Source organism: Geodermatophilus sp. SYSU D01036 (genome assembly GCF_054050435.1).
Genome location: NZ_JBJGZJ010000047.1, coordinates 1 through 18,424 on the forward strand (window position 1 = coordinate 1; position 18,424 = coordinate 18,424).

16 protein-coding genes are annotated in these 18,424 nt (G+C 78.1%); 8 read left to right on the forward strand and 8 right to left on the reverse strand.

Annotated elements, in window-relative coordinates; translation table 11 throughout:
- Positions 1-155 precede the first annotated feature (155 nt).
- Genes egtD through egtA form a run of 4 tightly spaced genes read right to left on the reverse strand, consistent with a single transcriptional unit; the run spans position 156 to position 4,431 of the window.
- Positions 156-1,118 carry an L-histidine N(alpha)-methyltransferase gene (gene egtD / locus ACI8AR_RS23450; protein ID WP_457053136.1) on the reverse strand — a complete coding sequence of 321 codons (963 nt, stop codon included), beginning with the start codon at positions 1,116-1,118 and terminating at the stop codon, positions 156-158.
- Between the two features lie 24 nt (positions 1,119-1,142).
- A complete protein-coding gene (egtC, locus tag ACI8AR_RS23455) occupies positions 1,143-1,832 on the reverse strand; it encodes an ergothioneine biosynthesis protein EgtC (RefSeq protein WP_457053137.1) in 690 nt (229 codons plus the stop codon).
- A 2-nt stretch (positions 1,833-1,834) separates the two neighbouring features.
- On the reverse strand, positions 1,835-3,127 hold the full coding sequence (gene egtB, locus ACI8AR_RS23460; RefSeq protein WP_457053138.1) for an ergothioneine biosynthesis protein EgtB: 1,293 nt from the start codon (positions 3,125-3,127) through the stop codon (positions 1,835-1,837).
- Positions 3,124-4,431, reverse strand: a complete 1,308-nt coding sequence (egtA, locus tag ACI8AR_RS23465) for an ergothioneine biosynthesis glutamate--cysteine ligase EgtA (protein WP_457053139.1) — start codon at positions 4,429-4,431, stop codon at positions 3,124-3,126. The genes egtB and egtA overlap by 4 nt, the downstream gene beginning before the upstream one ends.
- 174 nt (positions 4,432-4,605) lie before the next feature.
- Between egtA and ACI8AR_RS23470 the strand changes: the two genes are divergently transcribed.
- Positions 4,606-5,058, forward strand: a complete 453-nt coding sequence (locus tag ACI8AR_RS23470) for a DUF309 domain-containing protein (protein WP_457053140.1) — start codon at positions 4,606-4,608, stop codon at positions 5,056-5,058.
- Between the two features lie 13 nt (positions 5,059-5,071).
- Here ACI8AR_RS23470 and ACI8AR_RS23475 read toward each other — a convergent pair whose 3' ends face one another.
- Both ACI8AR_RS23475 and ACI8AR_RS23480 read right to left on the reverse strand, forming a co-directional pair.
- The gene (locus ACI8AR_RS23475) at positions 5,072-8,278 is read right to left on the reverse strand and encodes a BTAD domain-containing putative transcriptional regulator (protein WP_457053141.1); all 3,207 of its coding nucleotides are present in this window, start codon (positions 8,276-8,278) and stop codon (positions 5,072-5,074) included.
- A gap of 37 nt (positions 8,279-8,315) precedes the next feature.
- Positions 8,316-9,221 carry a CPBP family intramembrane glutamic endopeptidase gene (locus tag ACI8AR_RS23480; RefSeq protein ID WP_457053142.1) on the reverse strand — a complete coding sequence of 302 codons (906 nt, stop codon included), beginning with the start codon at positions 9,219-9,221 and terminating at the stop codon, positions 8,316-8,318.
- A 127-nt stretch (positions 9,222-9,348) separates the two neighbouring features.
- Here ACI8AR_RS23480 and ACI8AR_RS23485 point away from each other — a divergent pair, with 127 nt between their 5' ends.
- From ACI8AR_RS23485 to ACI8AR_RS23500, 4 genes are all read left to right on the forward strand, one after another.
- Positions 9,349-9,762 carry a hypothetical protein gene (locus tag ACI8AR_RS23485; protein WP_457053143.1) on the forward strand — a complete coding sequence of 138 codons (414 nt, stop codon included), beginning with the start codon at positions 9,349-9,351 and terminating at the stop codon, positions 9,760-9,762.
- Between the two features lie 35 nt (positions 9,763-9,797).
- Entirely contained in the window at positions 9,798-11,288 is a 1,491-nt protein-coding gene (locus tag ACI8AR_RS23490) for a malic enzyme-like NAD(P)-binding protein (RefSeq protein WP_457053144.1), read from the forward strand.
- 96 nt (positions 11,289-11,384) lie between these two features.
- A complete protein-coding gene (locus ACI8AR_RS23495) occupies positions 11,385-12,239 on the forward strand; it encodes an Fpg/Nei family DNA glycosylase (RefSeq protein ID WP_457053145.1) in 855 nt (284 codons plus the stop codon).
- A gap of 60 nt (positions 12,240-12,299) precedes the next feature.
- The gene (locus tag ACI8AR_RS23500; protein ID WP_457053146.1) at positions 12,300-13,286 is read left to right on the forward strand and encodes a LacI family DNA-binding transcriptional regulator; all 987 of its coding nucleotides are present in this window, start codon (positions 12,300-12,302) and stop codon (positions 13,284-13,286) included.
- Positions 13,287-13,289: 3 nt separating this feature from the next.
- Here the strand turns inward: ACI8AR_RS23500 and ACI8AR_RS23505 are convergent, their stop codons facing one another.
- Complete coding sequence (locus tag ACI8AR_RS23505) at positions 13,290-14,525, reverse strand: MBL fold metallo-hydrolase (RefSeq protein ID WP_457053147.1); 1,236 nt, start codon at positions 14,523-14,525, stop codon at positions 13,290-13,292.
- An 87-nt stretch (positions 14,526-14,612) separates the two neighbouring features.
- Between ACI8AR_RS23505 and ACI8AR_RS23510 the strand changes: the two genes are divergently transcribed.
- Positions 14,613-14,783 carry a hypothetical protein gene (locus tag ACI8AR_RS23510; protein WP_457053148.1) on the forward strand — a complete coding sequence of 57 codons (171 nt, stop codon included), beginning with the start codon at positions 14,613-14,615 and terminating at the stop codon, positions 14,781-14,783.
- A gap of 104 nt (positions 14,784-14,887) precedes the next feature.
- Here ACI8AR_RS23510 and ACI8AR_RS23515 read toward each other — a convergent pair whose 3' ends face one another.
- Positions 14,888-16,126, reverse strand: coding sequence for a Rieske 2Fe-2S domain-containing protein (locus ACI8AR_RS23515; RefSeq protein WP_457053149.1), 1,239 nt, complete (start codon positions 16,124-16,126; stop codon positions 14,888-14,890).
- A gap of 161 nt (positions 16,127-16,287) precedes the next feature.
- Between ACI8AR_RS23515 and ACI8AR_RS23520 the strand changes: the two genes are divergently transcribed.
- Together ACI8AR_RS23520 and ACI8AR_RS23525 are read left to right on the forward strand one after the other, a co-directional pair.
- A complete protein-coding gene (locus tag ACI8AR_RS23520; RefSeq protein ID WP_457053150.1) occupies positions 16,288-16,683 on the forward strand; it encodes a DUF485 domain-containing protein in 396 nt (131 codons plus the stop codon).
- Positions 16,673-18,316, forward strand: coding sequence for a solute symporter family protein (locus ACI8AR_RS23525; RefSeq protein ID WP_457053151.1), 1,644 nt, complete (start codon positions 16,673-16,675; stop codon positions 18,314-18,316). The genes ACI8AR_RS23520 and ACI8AR_RS23525 overlap by 11 nt, the downstream gene beginning before the upstream one ends.
- Positions 18,317-18,424 lie beyond the last annotated feature (108 nt).

Consider the following 18,424-nt stretch of genomic DNA (forward strand, 5'->3'; position numbering starts at 1 on the left):
CCCCCCCCCCCCCCCCCCCCGCCCCCCCCCCCCCCCCCCCCCCCCCCCCCCCCCCCCCCCCCCCCCCCCCCCCCCCCCCCCCCCCCCCCCCCCCCCCCCCCCCCCCCCCCCCCGGCCCGCCCCCCCCCCCCCCCCCCCCCCCCCCCCCCCCGGGACTAGGCCGGGACCGCGAGGGACACGGCGAAGTCGCCGTCGGGGTCGGTCCACCAGTGCGTCAGCCGCAGGCCGGCCGCGGCGAGCTCGGCCTCGACGCCCTCCCGGCGGAACTTCGCCGACACCTCGGTGCGCATCTCCTCACCCGCGGCGAAGCGCACGGTCAGGTCCAGCGCCGGCACGGTGACGACCTGCGCGGCCCGCGCGCGCAGCCGCATCTCGATCCACTCGTTCGCCGCGTCCCACACCGCGACGTGGTCGAACGCCGCCGGGTCGAAGTCGGCGCCGAGCTCGCGGTCGAGCACCCGCAGCACGTTGCGGTTGAACTCCGCGGTCACGCCCGCGGCGTCGTCGTAGGCGCGGACCAGCCGGCCGGGGTCCTTGACCAGGTCGGTGCCGAGCAGGAAGGAGTCGCCCGGTGCGAGCGTGCCGGCCAGCTCGGCGAGGAACGCCGCCCGCGGGCCGGGCTCCAGGTTGCCGATCGTCGAGCCGAGGAAGGCCACCAGCCGCCGGCCGGAGCGCGGAAGCAGGCCCAGGTGCGCGGTGAAGTCCCCGACGACGGGGTCGACGGCGATGCCCGGGTACTCGGCGGTGACCGCCTCCCCGGCGGCGGCCAGCACGGACGGGTCGACGTCGCAGGGGACGAACCGCCGCAGCGTGCCGGCCCGGGTGAGGGCATCCAGCAGCAGGCGGGTCTTCTCCGACGTGCCGCTGCCCAGCTCGACCAGCACTTCGGCGCCGGAGGCCGCGGCGATCTCGTCCGCGCGCGCGGCGAGCACCGCCCGCTCGGCGCGGGTCGGGTAGTACTCGGGCAGCCGGGTGATCTCGTCGAACAGCTCGCTGCCGCGGGCGTCGTAGAACCAGCGCGGCGGCAGCGCCTTCGGCGTCGCGGTCAGCCCGGCGAGGGCGTCGGCGCGCAGCGCGGCCGCGACGTCGTCGGGGGCGAGGTGGCGGGTCGTCGTCACGGGTCTCCTCGGCTCGCGATCGGGTCAGGTCAGCGGGGTGACGGTCAGGCCGTCCGGGGTCGCCTCGACCAGCGAGCGGTCGGGCACGTCGGTCCACGCGGGGTCGTCGTCCCAGGGCTCGCTGGCCAGCACCGTCCCCTCGGCGGTGACCAGGGCGGAGAGCGTGTCGCCCCAGGTGGTGGCCAGCAGGCGGGTGCCGTCGGCGGCGAGCAGGTTGAGCCGGGCCGCGGGGTCGGCGGCGGCCACCTCGCGCACGGTGTCGCCCAGCGCGTCCGGGCCGCGGGCGAACACGAGGGCGGCCAGCAGCGCGCTGTCCACGGTGGACTCGGCGTCGCGCACCGGCGGGAGCACGGCGCGGTCGACCCGGCCGTTGTGCGACAGCAGCCAGCGGCCGTCGGTGAACGGTGCCGCGGCGCTCTCCTCCAGCGGCATGCCCGCCGTCGCCGACCGGACCGCGGCCACCACGCAGCCGGACTCCAGCACCGGCGCCACCGAGGCGAACGACGGGTCGGCCCACAGCGGCCGCGCCGAGCGCCAGCGCACCGGCTCCGCCCGGCCGGGGGTGAAGAAGCCGACGCCCCAGCCGTCGGCGTTCACGGTGCCGTACCGCTGCCGCCGCGGCGCCCAGGACTGCACCAGCAGCGACGACGGCGGCTCGAGGACCAGCGAGGCCACCGACCGCGGCCGGCCCAGCCAGGCGAGGTGCCGGCACACGGTCAGGCACCCGCCTCGTCGACGTCCCACGCCAGCCGGATCCCGCTGAACACCTGCCGCCGCACCGGGTGGTCCCAGTTGCGGAACGACGGCCGCAGGATCGACGGGTCCACCGCCCAGGAGCCGCCGCGCAGCACCCGGTAGTCGCCGCCGAAGAACGGCGCCGAGTAGGCGGCGTACAGCATCGGCGTGAAGCCGGGATAGGCCTCGAAGCCCGACGACGTCCACTCCCAGACGTCGCCGACGACCTGCTCCACCCCGTACGCCGAGGCGCCCGCCGGGTAGGCACCCACCGGCGCCGGGCGCAGCGCCGCCCCGCCCAGGTTGGCCAGCGCCGGCGTCGGGCCGGCGTCGCCCCACGGCCAGCGGCGCCGGCGGCCGGTCGCCGGGTCCCAGACGGCCGCCTTCTCCCACTCGGCCTCGGTGGGCAGCCGGGCGCCGGCCCACGCCGCGTACGCCTCGGCCTCGAAGAACGTGACGTGCTGGACGGGCTCGTCGGGCGGGACGTCCTCGAGCACCCCGAAGCGGGTCCGGGCGCCGCCCGGGCCCCAGTACAGCGGCCGCTCGAGGCCGGCCTCCTGCCGGTGCGCCCAGCCCCGCGGCGACCACCAGCCGGGGGTGTCGTAACCGCCGTCGGCCACGAACGCCGCGTACTCGGCGTTGGTCACCGGCACCCGCCCGATGCGGAAGGCGGGCAGGTCGACGACGTGCGCGCCGCGCTCGTTGTCCAGCGAGTACGGCTCGTCGGCGGCGTCCACGCCCAGGACGAACGGGCCGGCGGGCACGAGCACCGACGTCCCCGCCACCCCGGGCCGGCCGGGCGGCAGCGGGCCGCCCGTGCCCAGCACCGGCGGCCCGACGCGCAGCCCCAGGGTCTGCAGCATCGTCTCGGTGTGCTGCGCCTCGTGGCTGACGACCATCGCGACGTCGAACGGGTCGTCGTCCGGCCCCGCGTGCTCGATCCGGTCGAGCACCCGGCCGCGCACCTCGGCGACGAACGAGCGGGCCTCCACCGGCGGCAGCAGCGGCAGCTTGTCGCGGACCGCGCGCGGGTGGGTGAAGGCGTCGTAGAGCTCCTCCACGGCGGGCGGCAGCAGGCCGGCGCGGCGGGCGTCGCCGTGGCGCAGCAGCCACAGGTCCTCCTGCTGGCCGACGTGCGCGAGGTCCCACACCAGCGGGCTCATCAGCGGGCTGTGCTGGCGCAGCAGCTCGGGCTCGTCGAGGTCGGTGAGCAGCAGCGTCCGCTGCCGGGCGGTCTCCAGCTCGCGGGCGAGCCGCTCGTGCGTCGTGCTCACGGCTGCACCTCCGGGTCGGTCTCGGGGGCGGTGGCGGTGGGGGTGGCGGGCTGCGGGGCGGTCTCGGTGGCGGCGGCCAGGGCGGCCGCCGGGCCGCCGGCGCGGGCGGCGTCGGCCAGGACGTCACCGGGGCTGCGGCCGCACCCGGCCAGCCCGGCCAGCGCGGCGACGTCGCCGCGCAGGCACGGGTCGACGGCGGGCAGCGCCGCGGCCAGGCAGCGCACCGCGGCGGCGCGCAGCTCCAGATCGGCCAGCCCGTCGCGGGCGGCGCGGGTCCACGCCCCGGCGACCGGCGCGGTCGCCTCGGCGGCGGCGTCGGCGGCGGCCGGGTCGTCGAGCAGCGCGGCGGTGACCGCGGCCAGCGCCGGCCACCACGGCTCGGGCGCGGCGTCGAGGTAGCGGATCTCCAGGTAGCCGCGCAGCCGCACCGGCGGGAACAGCGTGGACAGGTGGTAGTCCAGGTCGGCCGGGGTGGGCCGGCGCCCGCCCAGCGGGACCGCGCCGGTCACCCAGTCGGCGAAGGGGGTGCGGGACAGCACCGGCTCGGCGTCGCCGGTGTCCGGGTCGCGGACCAGCATCACCGGCGCGGCGAGCGCGTAAGCGGCCCACTCGCCGGCCGGGTCGGCCCCGCCGAGGATGGGCCCGCAGCGGGCCTGGTCGAGGGCGCCCCACACCTGCTGCCGCGACGAACGCCAGCCGGTGACCCGCCCGCCGAGCAGCGGCGAGCAGGCCGAGACGGCGACCAGCACCGGGCCGAGCTGGTGGGCCAGCGCCACCCGGCGGCTCCACCCGCTGCGCGGGCCGGCGTCCAGGTTGACCTGCAGCGACGCGGTCGCGGTCATCATCGCCGTCCCCGCCGGGCCGCAGCCGGCGGCGGCGAAGTGCCGCTCCATCGCGCGGTAGCGCGGCGCCGGGCTCACCCGGGCCGGGCGGCGCAGCGGGTCGGTGCCCACCGGCGCCAGCCCCAGCCGGCGCGCGCCCAGCGCGGCGGCGAGGACGGCGCGGTCGGCGCGCAGCGCGGCCACCGCGGCCGCGGCGCCGGGCAGCGGCGGCCCGGACAGCTCCACCTGCCCGCCGGGCTCCACGGTCACCCGGCTGCCGCCGGGCAGGGCCGGCACCCCGGCCACCGCCGCGCACACCCGGTCCCAGGGCACCCGGGCGGCCGGGGCGTCGAGGTCGACCAGGTGCGCCTCGAGCTCCAGGCCGACCGGGCCCGCCGGGCCGGGCCGCAGCGCGGTGGCGGTGACGGTGGCGACGGCGGTCTCGAGGTCGAGCGCGGTGCGCTCCTCCACGGCAGGGCCCACGGGGCCCACCCCCTCCAGGTCCGGACCGGTCGCGAACGACCGCGGGTCGGTGCGGGGGCGGCCTCGCGCACGGGCCGTCCTCGACTCCCATCCATGCACTACACGGCCCTGGTGACAACCCCCGGAGCGGCGGCGCACCGCGCCGTCGTCCGGTGTTCGCGCGAGGATCGTCCGGTGGATTCCCCCCGGGACCGGGACGCCGCGGGGCGGGCCCGCAACGCCCGGCCCCGCGACGCCCTCGGCCGCCCGCTGCCCCGCGGCGCCGTGGGCGAGGAGCGCGCGCCGGAGGGGGTGCCGCGGACGCCGGACGAGGCGCTGACCGAGGCCCAGCGGCTGCTCGACGCCGGGCGCCCGTTCCACGCCCACGAGGTGCTGGAGGACGCCTGGAAGGCCGCGCCGGAGACGGAGCGGCAGCTGTGGCGGGGCCTGGCGCAGCTCGCCGTCGGGCTCACCCACGCCGCCCGGGGCAACGGGCCCGGCGCCGCCCGGCTGGTCGAGCGCGGCGCGGGCAACGTCGCGCCCTACGCGGCCGCGCCGCCGCACGGGATCGACGTCGCCGGGCTGGTGGCCTGGGCGCGGCAGCCGCTCGCCGCCGACCGGCCGTTCCGGCTGCGCGGCCCGGGCTGAGCCCGGGACGGGGTCAGCCGTGCTCGGCCAGCAGCGCGCGGGCGCGGGCGGCGAACGGGGCGAAGCCGAACGCGTCGCAGATCTCCAGAGCCCGCCGCAGCTCCGCCGCGGCGCCCGGCCGGCCGAGCAGCCCGAGCACGCCGCCGCGGTAGAGCGCGGTCGGGCCGAGGACGGTCGTGCCCGCCCACAGCACCACCACGGTGTCGCCGTAGCTCTGCAGTGCCGGCAGCTGGGAGGCGGCGAGGTCGCGGTCGCGCAGCTCCAGGGCGGCGTCGGCGAGCAGCACCGCCCGCACCGGCTCGCGGGCGCCGTGCGCCGGGAACGCGAGCCACCGCTCGACGACGGCGTGCGCCTGCTCCCGCCGCCCGGCCTGCGCGTGGGCCAGCGCGAGGACGGACAGGAACCCGGCGTCGACGGTCGCGGCCAGGTCGACGACCTCGGGCACCAGCGCGCCCATCGCGCGCTCGTGCCAGGCGGCGATCCCCTCGATCGTCTGCCGCGACATCCGGGTGACGTCGGCGGCGGCCGGGGAGGTGGTCGGCGCCTCGCGGACGGCGGCGTCGGCCAGCCGGCGGGCGCCGTCGGCGTCCCCGCGGGCCAGCGCGAGCCCCGCGGACCACCAGGCGTCCAGCTGCAGCAGGTCGCCGTCGCCGCGCCGGGTGGCCAGCTCGGTGAACCGGCGGGACACCGCCGCGGCCTCGTCGGCCTGCACCGTCTCGGTGAGCGCGCAGCGCAGCAGGTGCAGGGCGGTGGCCTCGGCGGCGGGGTCGCCGGCCGACTCGCGCAGCAGCGCCCGGGCCAGCTCCACCCGCTGCGCCGCGTGCGCCGGCGTCCAGTCGGCCACGAACCGGGCCACCCGCGCCCGCGGCCGCGCGGACGGGACGCCGCCGGCCGCGGCGAGCGCGCGGTCGGCCAGCTCCCGGCCGCCCGCCTCGCCGATCGAGGACCGCTGCACCGCCAGCGCGGCGAGGACCGCCGAGGCCAGCTCCGGCGGCAGCGCGTCGGCGCCGGCCGCGGCCTCCTCCAGCAGCGCGACGTCGGTGGCCGCCGGCGCGCCGACCGAGGCCCAGTAGCCGCCGAGCCCGCCGCCGGCGGAGGCGACGGCGGCCCGGGCCAGCCGCGGCGCGTCGCCGATCCCGCGGGCGAGGTCCGCGGCCGCGCGCAGCGCGGCGCCGCTCTCCTCCAGCAGCCCCAGCCGGCGCAGCGCCCGGCCGCGCACCAGGTGCAGGTCCGCCGACAGCGCCGCCTCGCCGGGCGGGACGTGCGCCAGCCCCCGGTCGGCCAGCGCGGCGGCCTCCTCCACGCCGGCCCGGTCCAGCGCCTCGCGGGCGGCCCGCAGGCACGCGCGGGCGGCCGCGGGGTCCGGCCCGCCGGCGGCGGCCTCGCTGCGGTGCACGGCGATGGCGCCGGCCGCGGTCGCCGCCGCGGGCCCGGCCTCCAGCACGTCGGCGGTGCGGCCGTGCACGCGCGCCCGCTCGACCGGCCCGAGGTCGGCCAGCAGCACCTCGCGCACCAGGTCGTGCGCCACGCGCACCCGGCCGGGGGAGGTCTCCACCAGCAGCCCTGCGGACAGCGCCGTCGTCACCCCGCCGTCGTCGCCGGACAGGACGGCGGCCAGCAGCCCGACCGGCACGTCCCGGCCCGCGACGGCGGCCGCGGCCAGCGCGTCGCGCGCGGGTCCGGGCAGCGCGGCCAGCCGCAGCCGGACGACGTCGCGGACCCCGGCCGGCACGGTCTCGCCGGCCGACGGCGGCAGCGCGGCCAGCTCGGTGACAAAGAACGGGTTGCCGCCGGTGCGCTCGGCCAGCGTGGCGACGGCGGCGCCGGCCGGGGTGTCCCCGCGCAGCCCGGCGACCAGGTCGGCCACCTCGTCGGCGGCCAGCCCGGCCAGCCGCAGCCGCCGCGCGCCGGGCAGCCGGGCGGCCAGGCCCAGCACGCGGGTGAGCACCGGGTCGGCGGTGGCCTCCTCGCGGCAGGTCACCGCCAGCAGCAGCCGGCTGCCGTGCAGCTGGGAGAGGACCACCTCGAGCACGTGCAGGGAGTCGCCGTCGGCCCACTGCAGGTCGTCGAGGACGACGAGCAGCGGCCGCTCGGCGGCGAGGGCGTGCAGCCGGCGGGCGGTGTCCAGGCCGAGGGCGAAGCGGGCACCGGTGTCCGCGCCGAGCGCCGCCTCGGGCAGCCCGCCGAGCACCTGCTGCCACGGCCAGTACGGCGGGGCGCCGCCGATCTCGGCGCAGCGGCCCCAGCGGACGGCGGCCCCGGCGCGGGCGGCGAACGCCTCGACCAGCCGGGTCTTGCCGATGCCCGGCTCGCCGGTGACGACGACGGCGGTGCCGCGGCCCGCGCCCGCGGCCGCCCACGCCGCCCCCAGCGCCGCCAGCTCCTCGGGCCGGCCGACGAAGCCGTCCCCGGCCGGCTCGGCCCGCGGCGCCGGCGCGGCGGCGGGTGCCGGGGTCCGCGCCGGGGCGGCCAGCGCGGCGTCCTGCCGCAGGACGGCGGCCTCGACGTCGCGCAGCTCGGCCGAGGCGTCCAGGCCCAGCTCGTCGGCGACCCGCTCGCGCGTGCGGCGCAGCACGTCCAGCGCGTCGCCCTGCCGCCCGGCCCGGTACAGCGCCCGGGCCAGCAGCGCGGCGGTGTGCTCGCGCAGCGGGGCGACGGCGGCGGCCGCGGTGAGGTCGGGCACCAGCTCCGCACCCGCGCCCAGCGCCAGCCGGGCCTCGGCCAGCCGCTCGACGGCGACCAGCCGCAGCTCCTCCAGCCGCGCCACCGCGGGCACGACGTCCTCCACGTCGGCGACGTCGGCGTAGGGCCGGTCCTGCCACAGCGCCAGCGCCTCGGTCAGCAGCCGGGCGGCCTCCCGGTCGCCGGCGGCGGTGCCGGCGGTGACCAGGTCGGCGAAGGCGTGCGCGTCGACGGCGGTGCGCGGCAGGACCAGCGCGTAGCCGTCGCCGCGGGTGACCAGGACGGCGGCGTCGCGGGCGCCGCGGCCGGGGTCGAGCAGCCGGCGCAGGCGGCTGACGTGGCCCTGCAGGGTCGTCGTCGCGGTGGCCGGCGGGGCGCCGCGCCACAGCCGGTCGGCCAGCGCGGCGGCCTGCACGGTCCGGCCCTCGGCGGCGGCCAGCAGCGCGAGGACCTCGGCGGGCCGGCGCCCGCCGAGGTCCACCGCGGCGCCGTCGCGGAGCAGCCGCGTCGGCCCGAGCACGTCCAGCCGCAGGTCCACGGCCGGGGAGGGTAGGTGGTCGCGGCCCTCCCGGGGCTCAGGCGGCCACCGTGCCGCCGTCGGGGGACCGGCGCAGGGGCGCCACCCGCCACCAGGCGAGCGCGGTGAGCAGCAGCGTGAGGGCCCCCGCGGCGCCGGTCTCCGCGGAGAACCACTCGGTGGGCCCGCTGTCGGCGGTCAGCGGCGCGAGCACGTGGTAGAGCAGCGCGTTGAGCACCGCGTGCGCCAGCACGCCGGGCCAGATGCCCCAGCGCAGCTGCATCGAGGCGAGCACGGCGCCCAGCGAGGTGGTGCCCACGGTCAGGCACAGCAGCGCGAACGGCAGCGGGATCCCCGCGGGCGCGCCGCCGAGGAAGAGCACCAGCGGCCAGTGGAACAGCGACCAGGCCAGCCCGCTGACCAGGACGACGGTGCGCGGGCCGGCGACCTCGGCCAGGCGCTGCACCAGCAGGCCGCGCCAGCCGACGTCCTCGAAGAGCGCGAGGGCGACGTAGGGGAGGACCAGCAGCGTCAGGCCGAGCGCGACCGTCGGCGTCAGCCCGTCGGAGGCGAAGCCGGCCAGCCCGGTGGCCCAGAGCAGGCTGCCGGCGGCCAGCGTCGGCAGCAGGCCCCACAGCCAGGCGGTGCCGAGGCTGCGCCACGACGTCCGGCGGAAGCCCCAGCCGGGCCGGCGCAGCGTCCCGACGGTGACCAGCCGGGCGAGGACGGCGGCCAGCAGCGGGATCAGCGCCTGACCGAACAGCAGCGCCTGGACCAGCGGCGGCTCCTGGTCGACGTGCGCGACGTCGGCGTCCGCGGCCGCCGCGACGGCGGTCGTCAGGGTGAGCAGGCCGGCGGTGGCGCCGAGGAAGACACCGATCTCCCGCCACGGCGACGTGCGGGCCGCGGGAGCGACCGGCGGGGCGGACGGGGAGGAGGTGGACAGGGACGGGGCGGTGCTCATGGCGGCTCCAGGGGAGGTCGGTCTCGATCGGCGCCCACCGTCGGAGCCGGGGCTGGTCGGGCGCTGGTCGGCCGCTGGCGGGGGCGGGACCAGCGGCCCACCAGCGCGCGGGCGCACCGTGCGGGGCATGGAGCCGCTCGACGCCGTCCCCCCGCCCGGCCGTCCCGCCGCCGTCCCCCCGCCCGGCCGTCCCGCCGCCGAGGCGGTGACCGTCCCGCCGGGCTGCCCGCCGCGCCGCCTGGTGGCCCGCGGCGCCGACGTGGTGCTCGTCGTCACCGCCGGCTGCCCACTGGTGGCGGTCGGCTCCGCGCCGGCGCGGCCGCGCCCGCCCGGCTCGGCCGTCGTCTGCCCGCGGGGCGTGCCCTGGTCGCTGGCCGGCGGGGAAGCCGCGGCGCGGGTGGTCGTCGTCGCCGTCCCGGCCGGGCCGCAGGCCGCCCTGGCCACGCTGCTCGGCCCGCCGCCGCTCGACGGCGCCGCGCTGGTGGCGGCCGCGGCCGACGGCGGCCTGGAGGTCGTGCTGGAACCGATCCCCGGCGGCTGAGCGCGGCCCGCGCCCGGCGGTGTCACGATCGGGGTGTGAGCAGCGACACAGCAGCGGACCCGACCGCCCTCGGCGAGCCGGCCGCCGTCCCGCGCGGGCCGGTCACCTCGGCCTCCTACTCGATCACCGTGCGGCTCACCGCCGACGGCGACCCGGCCAGCATCGGCCGGATCGCGACGGCGGTGGGCGAGGCCGGCGGCGCGGTGACCGCCATCGACGTCGTCGACTCCCGGCCCGACGGGCTGACCGTCGACGTGACCTGCTCGGCCGCCGACGCCGCGCACTCCGAGGAGATGGTCACCGCGCTCGGCGCCGTGCCCGGTGTGTCCGTGCGCAAGGTCAGCGACCGCACGTTCCTGCTGCACCTCGGCGGCAAGCTCGAGGTGGCCTCCAAGGTGCCGCTCAAGACCCGCGACGACCTGTCGATGGCCTACACCCCCGGGGTGGCGCGGGTGTGCCTGGCGCTGGCCGAGCACCCCGAGGACGTGCGCCGGCTGACCATCAAGGGCAACACCGTCGCCGTCGTCACCGACGGGTCGGCCGTCCTGGGCCTGGGCGACCTCGGGCCCGGCGCCGCGCTGCCGGTGATGGAGGGCAAGGCCGCGCTCTTCAAGCGGTTCGCCGACATCGACGCCTGGCCGATCTGCCTGGACACCCAGGACGTCGACGAGATCGTGCGCACGGTGGAGCTCATCGCGCCCGGCTTCGGCGGCATCAACCTCGAGGACATCGCCGCGCCGCGGTGCTTCGAGATCGAGGCCCGGCTGCGCGAGCGGCTCGACGTCCCGGTCTTCCACGACGACCAGCACGGGACGGCGATCGTGGCGCTGGCCGCGCTGCGCAACGCCCTGCGCGTGGTGGACAAGCGGCTGGACGACGTGCGGATCGTCGTCGCCGGGGCCGGCGCCGCCGGGACGGCGATCGTCAACCTGCTGCTCGCCGCCGGCGCCGGCCAGGTGCTCGTGTGGGACCGCGAGGGGATCCTCTCGCCCGACGACGAGCGGCTGTCCCCGGCCAAGGCCGACCTCGCGCGGCGCACCAACCCCGCGGGCGTGCGCGGCGAGCTGCCCGACGCGCTGGCCGGCGCCGACGTGTTCATCGGGGTGAGCGCCGGCAACGTGCTGCCGGTGGAGGCGCTGGCCGGGATGGCCGAGCGGGCGGTGGTCTTCCCGATGGCCAACCCGACGCCGGAGGTCGATCCGGTCCGGGCCCGGCAGCACGCCGCCGTCGTCGCCTCGGGCCGCTCGGACCTGCCCAACCAGATCAACAACGTGCTGGCCTTCCCCGGCGTCTTCCGGGGGCTGCTCGACGCCCGCGCCACCGAGATCAGCACCGGGATGCTGCTGGCCGCGGCCGAGGCGCTGGCGGCGATCGTCCGCGACGACCAGCTCAACGCCAACTACATCATCCCGAGCGTGTTCGACCCGGCCGTCACGCAGGCCGTGGCGGCCGCGGTGGCCGACGCCGCCCGCGCCGAGCCGGGCGCCACCGCGACGGTCACCGACCGGACGTCGTTCGTCGGCTGAAGCCCGTGCACCTCCGCGGAAGTGCCCCGTGCACTTCCGCGGAAGTGCACACGATCGGGGACGACGGGAGGGGACGACGGCGGGGATCATGGCCGGGTGCCCGAGTTGCCCGAGGTGGAGGCGCTGGCCGCGTTCCTCCGCGAGAACGCCGTCGGCCGGGTGGTCGCGCGCGCCGACCTGACCGCGCTGCAGGCGCTCAAGACCTTCGACCCGCCGCTGTCGGCGCTGGCCGGGCTGGAGGTCACCGGCGCCGCCCGGCACGGCAAGTTCCTCGACCTCGACGTCTCCGGGCTGCACCTGGTGGTGCACCTGGCCCGCGCCGGGTGGCTGCACTGGCGCACCGGCCTGCCCACCGCGCCGCCCAAGCCCGGCAAGGGCCCGCTCGCGCTGCGCGTCCACCTCGATGACGGCAACGGCTTCGACCTCACCGAGCAGGGCACCCGCAAGAGCCTCGCCGTGTACCTGGTCCGCTCGCCGTCGGAGGTGCCCGGCATCGGGCGGCTCGGCCCCGACGCGCTGGCCGTCGACCGCGAGCAGTTCGCCGCGCTGCTGGCCGGGCGGCACGCGCAGCTCAAGGGCACGCTCACCGACCAGACCGTGCTGGCCGGCGTCGGCAACGCCTACTCCGACGAGATCCTGCACGCCGCCCGGCTCTCGCCGTTCAAGATGGCCGACAGGCTCACCGACGACGAGCTGGTCCGCCTGTACGACGCGCTGCGGGCCACGCTCACCGACGCGCTGGAGCGGCAGGTGGGCCAGGCCGCGGCGACGCTCAAGGGCGAGAAGCGGTCGGGGCTGCAGGTGCACGCCCGCACCGGCCTTCCGTGCCCGGTGTGCGGCGACACCGTCCGCGAGGTCAGCTTCGCCGACACCTCGCTGCAGTACTGCCCCACCTGCCAGACCGGCGGCAAGCCGCTGGCGGACCGGCGGATGAGCAAGCTGCTGCGCTGAGAGCGGTCCCAGCCCGCCGGGGGCTCCCCTCCGGCGCCGCCGGGGTGGTACGACGGCCGGGTGTACGACGCCCCGCCTCCCACGGTGACCCTCGAGCACGTCGCGCGGGCCGCCCGCGTCTCGCGCGCGACGGTGTCCCGGGTGGTCACCGGCAGCGGGCCGGTGTCCGCGGAGACCCTGACCCGCGTGCGCGCCGCCGCCGAGGCGCTCGGCTACGCGGCCGACCCGGTCGCGCGCGCCCTCGCCAGCGGCACCGGCACGCGGGTCGTCGTCGCCGTCACCGGCACGTCGGACGCGGTCCTCGACTGCGAGTACCTGGCGCGGGTGGTGACCGCGGGCGCGCGGGTGCTCACCCCGGAGGGGCTCGGGATCGCCGTCCGCCGGCTGCCGCTGCACGCGCCGGGTGCCGAGCTGGACGCCCTGGCCCGCGACCGCACCGTCGGCGGGGTCGTCCTGGTCAACACCACGCACGAGCTGCTCACCGCCGTGCCGCGGGGGCTGCGCGGCCGGGTGGTGTCGATCGGCACGGGCAGCGCGGAGGTCCCGTCGTTCGACGTGGACGGCGCCGCGGCGGCCGGGGCGTCGGTCGCGCACCTGCTCCGGTCGGGACGACGGCGGATCGCGATGGTCACCGGCCCGCCGTGGCTGCCGTGCGCGCAGCGCCCGGTCGCGGCCTACCGCGCGGCCGTCGCCGCGGCCGGGCTGGAGGCGCGCACCGTGTCCGGCGGCTTCGACGCCGCGGCGGGGGAGGCCGGAGCCGAGGAGGTCCTCGCCCGCTGGCCGGACACCGACGCGGTCCTGGCCGGCTGCGACGAGGTCGCCCTCGGCGTCCTCGCGGTGCTGCGCCGGCACGGCCGGCAGGTCCCCGGCGACGTCGCGGTCGCCGGGTTCGACGACGTCCCCCTCGCCGGGGTCACCGGGCTGACGACGGCGACGCACCCGGTGGAGCGGATCGCCGGCGCGGCGGTGCGGGCCGTGCTCACCCGCGCCGCGGCGCACGAGACGGAGTTCTTCCCCTCCGAGCTGGTCGTGCGCCGCAGCGCCTGAGCGTCAGCCGACCCGCAGCGCCATCAGCCGGGAGAGCACGCGGGCGAGCACGGTCTCGCTCACGCCGGCGTCGTCGTGCGGGGCGGGACCGGCCCCGGGCGAGCCGACCGCGGTCCACCAGTCCTCCAGCGGCGGCGGCGCCAGGACGTCGACCCGCTGACCCGGCCGCGGCACGACCACCTGCACTCCCGAGCGCCCGGCGGCGGCGAGCAGCCGCTGCACCGGCTCGTCCCAGCGGTGGAAGGCCAGGTTGAACGTGGCCCAGTGCACCGGCAGCAGCACCCCGCCGCCGAGGTCGCCGTGCGCGCGCACCGCCTCCTCGGGGTCCATGTGGATGTGCGCCCAGGCCTCGTTGTAGGCGCCGATCGGCAGCAGCGTGAGGTCGAAGGGGCCCAGCCGGGCGCCGATGCCGGCGAAGGCGGGGGTGTAGCCGGTGTCGCCGCCGAAGAAGACGCGGTGCCGCGGGCCGGCCACCACCCACGACGACCACAGCGTGGTGTCGCGGGTGAGGTAGCGGCCGGAGAAGTGCCGCGCCTCGGTGCAGGTGATCGTCAGGTCGCCGACCGTCGTCGCGCCGTCCCAGTCCAGCTCGACGACGCGGTCCTCCGGCACGCCCCAGTGGCGCAGGTGCACGCCCACGCCCAGCGGGACGACGAACGGCGCGTCCTGCTGCTCGACCAGCGCCCGCACCGTGGGCAGGTCCAGGTGGTCGTAGTGGTCGTGCGAGATGAGCACGGCGTCGACGCGGGGGAGGGCCTCCACCGGCGCCGGCGGCTCGTGCAGCCGGGTGGGGCCGAACACCGGCGACGGCGAGACGCGGTACCCCCACACGGGGTCGACCAGCACGCGGGCGCCGTCGACCTCCAGCAGCGCGCTCGAGTGCCCGAACCAGGTGACGGCGAGCTCGTCGGCCTCGGCCGGGATCTCCGGGCGGGCCAGCGGCACCGGGCGGGCGGGCAGGCCGACGTGCCGGTCGTCGTGCCACTGCCGGAGCAGGCCGCGGCGGGCGTTGGGCGGCGGCAGCGTGGGCGTGGGCAGCGTGTTGTGGAACTTGCCGTGCGACCACTGCGGCGAGCCGGCCGCCGTGGGCCGGATCTCCCGCCGGCCGGCGCCGATCGCCGTGGGCAGGCCCCACAGCGCGCGGGCGAGCCAGCCCGCGGGGAGGGCCAGGGTGGCGGCGGTCAGGGCGGTGCGGCGCGCTCGTTCTCGGCGCGGGGCGGGCGACGGCACGACGTCCATGTTCCCAGCCGGCCCCGGGCGGTCGCCGCGACCCGCGTCACCGTCCCGGTCGCCGTACCGTCGGCCCCACGGCGAGGAGGAGGCGGGATGTCCCAGGAGGAGGTCCGCCCGGGCCCGGCCGGCGGTGCGGGGCCGGGCGACGAGGGCGGGGACCCGGCGTGCTGGCTGGCGCGGGTGTGCCCGGCGTGCGGGCGGATGGCAGACGAGGACCCGCCCACCCGCTGCCCCGCGTGTGGCGAGGAGCTCGAGCCGGCCTGACGCCGTCCTGGCCCACCGCGGAGCGTCCTGGCTCACCGCGGAGCGTCCTGGCTCACCGTCGACACCGAGCCAGGACGCGGCACGATCAGCTCACCTGATCGTGCTCAGCGGCCGGCGGCGAAGTCGGCCAGGGCGCGGCGCAGCGCCAGGCCGTGCCGGTCGGAGCGCACGTGCAGCTCGTCGCGCGCCGACAGCGGCAGCCCGCTGGCGGCCAGCTGCGCCTGCAGCTCCAGGTCCTCGGCCAGCGCCCGCTGGGTACGGGCGACCTCGGCGGTCACCACCTCCGGCCCGGGCAGCGGCTCGCCGTCCCCCGCGCGCAGCAGCACGCACGCGTAGACGCGGGTGGAGTCGGCGTCCTCGGGCTGCAGGAGGAACAGCGTCGTCGTCGCCGCGCCGGACGCCGCGGACTCCACCCGCCGCCGCAGCTGGAACGGCACGCGGTGCACGGCGGTGGTCACCGTCGCGTGGTGTTCGCGCACGCTCGTGAACCCGCCCGGCTCCGGCGTCACCTCGGGAGCCGGCCCGTGGTCCTCGGGACCGCCGTGCACGAACGGGCCGTGCGCGGTGTCGAGGAGGGCGTCGGCCAGCGGCCCGGCCGGGCCGGCCGACCGGACCGGCGCCGGCCAGCCGCGGACGAAGCGCCGGTCGCCGTCCTCGGGCAGCTCGAGCGGGACGTCGCGGGGCTCGGCCGGCGCGAGCCAGACGACGCCGAACCGCTCGCGCACGCCCCACGCCGGCGGGTCCGCCTCCAGGCCGTCCGCGCCGCGGGACAGCGCCCAGGTGCGGCCGAGCAGCCGGACCTGCAGCCAGCCGCCGGGCCGCAGCTCGCGGGACAGCGCGACCGGGTGCCAGGCGTGCTCCAGCGACGGGTCGAGGTTGCCGAACACCGGCCCCGGCGGCGGCCCGGGAGCCGGGGCGGGCTCGGGCACCGGCTCGGCGGCGGGGGCCGGCGGGAGGGCGACGACGGTCCGCTCGGGCGCGAGCCAGACCCAGCCGTGCCGTTCCTCGACCGCCCACGGCACCGGCAGGTCCGCCCGGGGCGGTGGGCTGCCGTCGGGCCCGAGGGAGGGGACGTCCACGCAGCGGCCGTCCGCGTCGAAGCGCCAGCCGTGGTACGGGCACTGCAGCCGGCCCCCGACGACGGCGGCCGCCGCCAGCGGGACCAGCCGGTGCGGGCACCGGGCGGGGAAGGCGCTGACCTCCCCGCCCGGCCGGAGCCGGACGACGACGTATGCGCGTCCCCCGGCGCCCACCGGCACCGGCGTCGTCCCGACCTCGGTGGCGCGGGCCACCGGGAACCACCCCGTCGACCGTGCGGTCGACGTCCCTGCCGTCGCGGTCATGCCCCAAGTGCACCGCCGGCGCACTACCACGGCGTTACGGCGGTCGGAAGCTCAGGTCACGGCTCCACACCGATAGTTTCGATCATTTCCGACTCAACCGTCGCCGACCTATGGTGAGCGCCGTCACACGTCCGACCAGGTCGACACGAGGGGGCACAGTCGTGACCGAACCCGCCGAACGGCGGTTGCTGACGCCGGAGGAGTACCGGCAGGCGCAGAACTCGCCGGAGTTCACCGAGCTGCGCAGGCGCTTCCGCGCCTTCGCGTTCCCGATGACCGTGGCCTTCCTGGCCTGGTACCTGCTCTACGTCCTGCTCTCCACCTACGCGCCGGACTTCATGGCGACCCGGGTGTTCGGCGACGTCAACCTCGGGCTCCTGCTCGGGCTCGGACAGTTCCTGTCCACGTTCGTGATCACCCACCTGTACGTCTCGCACGCGAACCGGCGCACCGACCCGATCGCCGACGAGATGCGCGAGCGGCTCGAGCACCACGAGTACGCCGCCGGTCACCGCGCCGGCACCGACCTCGGGAAGGGGGCCACGCGTGCCCGCTGACGTGCTCGCCGCCGACGCCACCATCGGCACGCCGGCCCTCAACATCGGCATCTTCGGCGCGTTCGTCCTGGTCACCCTGGTGATCACCTTCCGCGCCAGCCGCAACAACAAGAGCGCGGCGGACTACTACGCCGCCGGCCGCAACATCAGCGGCACCCAGAACGGCCTGGCCATCGCCGGTGACTACCTGTCGGCGGCGTCGTTCCTCGGCATCGCCGGGGCGATCGCCGTCTACGGCTACGACGGCTTCCTGTACTCGATCGGCTTCCTCGTCGCCTGGCTGGTGGCGCTGCTGCTGGTCGCCGAGCTGATGCGCAACACCGCCCGGTTCACCATGGCCGACGTCCTCGCGTTCCGGATGCGGCAGGGCCCGGTCCGGACGGCGGCGGCGATCTCCACGCTGGCGGTGTCGCTGTTCTACCTGCTGGCCCAGATGTCGGGCGCCGGCGGCCTGGTGACCCTGCTGCTCGGGGTCACCGGCGAGGCCGCGCAGGCCCTCGTCGTCGTCCTCGTGGGCGCGCTGATGATCATCTACGTGCTGGTCGGCGGCATGCGCGGCACGACGTGGGTGCAGATCATCAAGGCCTCGCTGCTCATCGCCGGCGCGCTGGTCATGACGCTGTGGGTGCTCGGCGAGTTCGGCTTCAACCTGTCCTCGCTGCTGGGCGGCGCGCAGGCCAACGCGGTCGAGGGCCGCGACGTCCTGGCGCCGGGCGCGCAGTACGGCGCGACCAGCACCTCGAAGCTCGACTTCGTCTCGCTGGGCCTGGCCCTGGTGCTCGGCACGGCGGGCCTGCCGCACGTGCTCATGCGCTTCTACACCGTGCCGACGGCGAAGGACGCCCGTCGCTCGGTGGTCTGGGCGATCTGGCTGATCGGCATCTTCTACCTGTTCAGCCTGGTCATCGGCTACGGCGCCGGAGCCCTCGTCGGGGCGGACACCATCCTCGGCGCCCCGGGTGCGGTCAACTCCGCGGCCCCGCTGCTGGCCTTCGAGCTCGGCGGCACGGTGCTGCTCGGCATCATCGCCGGCGTCGCGTTCGCGACGATCCTCGCGGTGGTCGCCGGCCTGACGATCACCGCGTCGGCCTCGTTCGCGCACGACGTCTACGCGTCGGTCATCAAGAAGGGCAACGTGCCGCCCAACGGCGAGGTGCGGGTCGCCCGCATCACCGCCGTCGTCATCGGCGCGATCTCGATCGGCCTGGGCATCCTCGCCCTGCAGGCCGGGCTGAACATCGCCTTCCTGGTGGCGCTGGCCTTCGCCGTCGCGGCGTCGGCGAACCTCCCGACGATCCTCTACACGCTGTTCTGGAAGCGGTTCACCACCCAGGGCGCGCTGTGGTCGATGTACGGCGGCCTGGTCGCCTGCATCGTGCTGATCATCTTCTCGCCGGTCGTGTCGGGTGCGCCGGTCAACCCGGCCACGGGGCTGTCCCCGTCGCTGTTCCAGGACGTGGACTTCCACTGGTTCCCGCTGAACAACCCCGGCATCGTGTCCATCCCGCTGTCGTTCTTCCTCGGCTGGCTGGGCACGGTCCTGTCCAAGGAGAAGCCGGACCTGGACAAGACCGCCGAGCTGGAGGTCCGCTCCCTCACCGGGATCGGTGCCGAGAAGGCCGTCGCCCACTGAAAGGACCCCCTGGCCCCCCACCCCTCGCTCCGCTCGGGTCGGGACCCTGCCAGGGGGCCGTTCCAGCACCTCACCTGCCGAGGCGCGCGCCCCCCTTCGGGGGCGCGC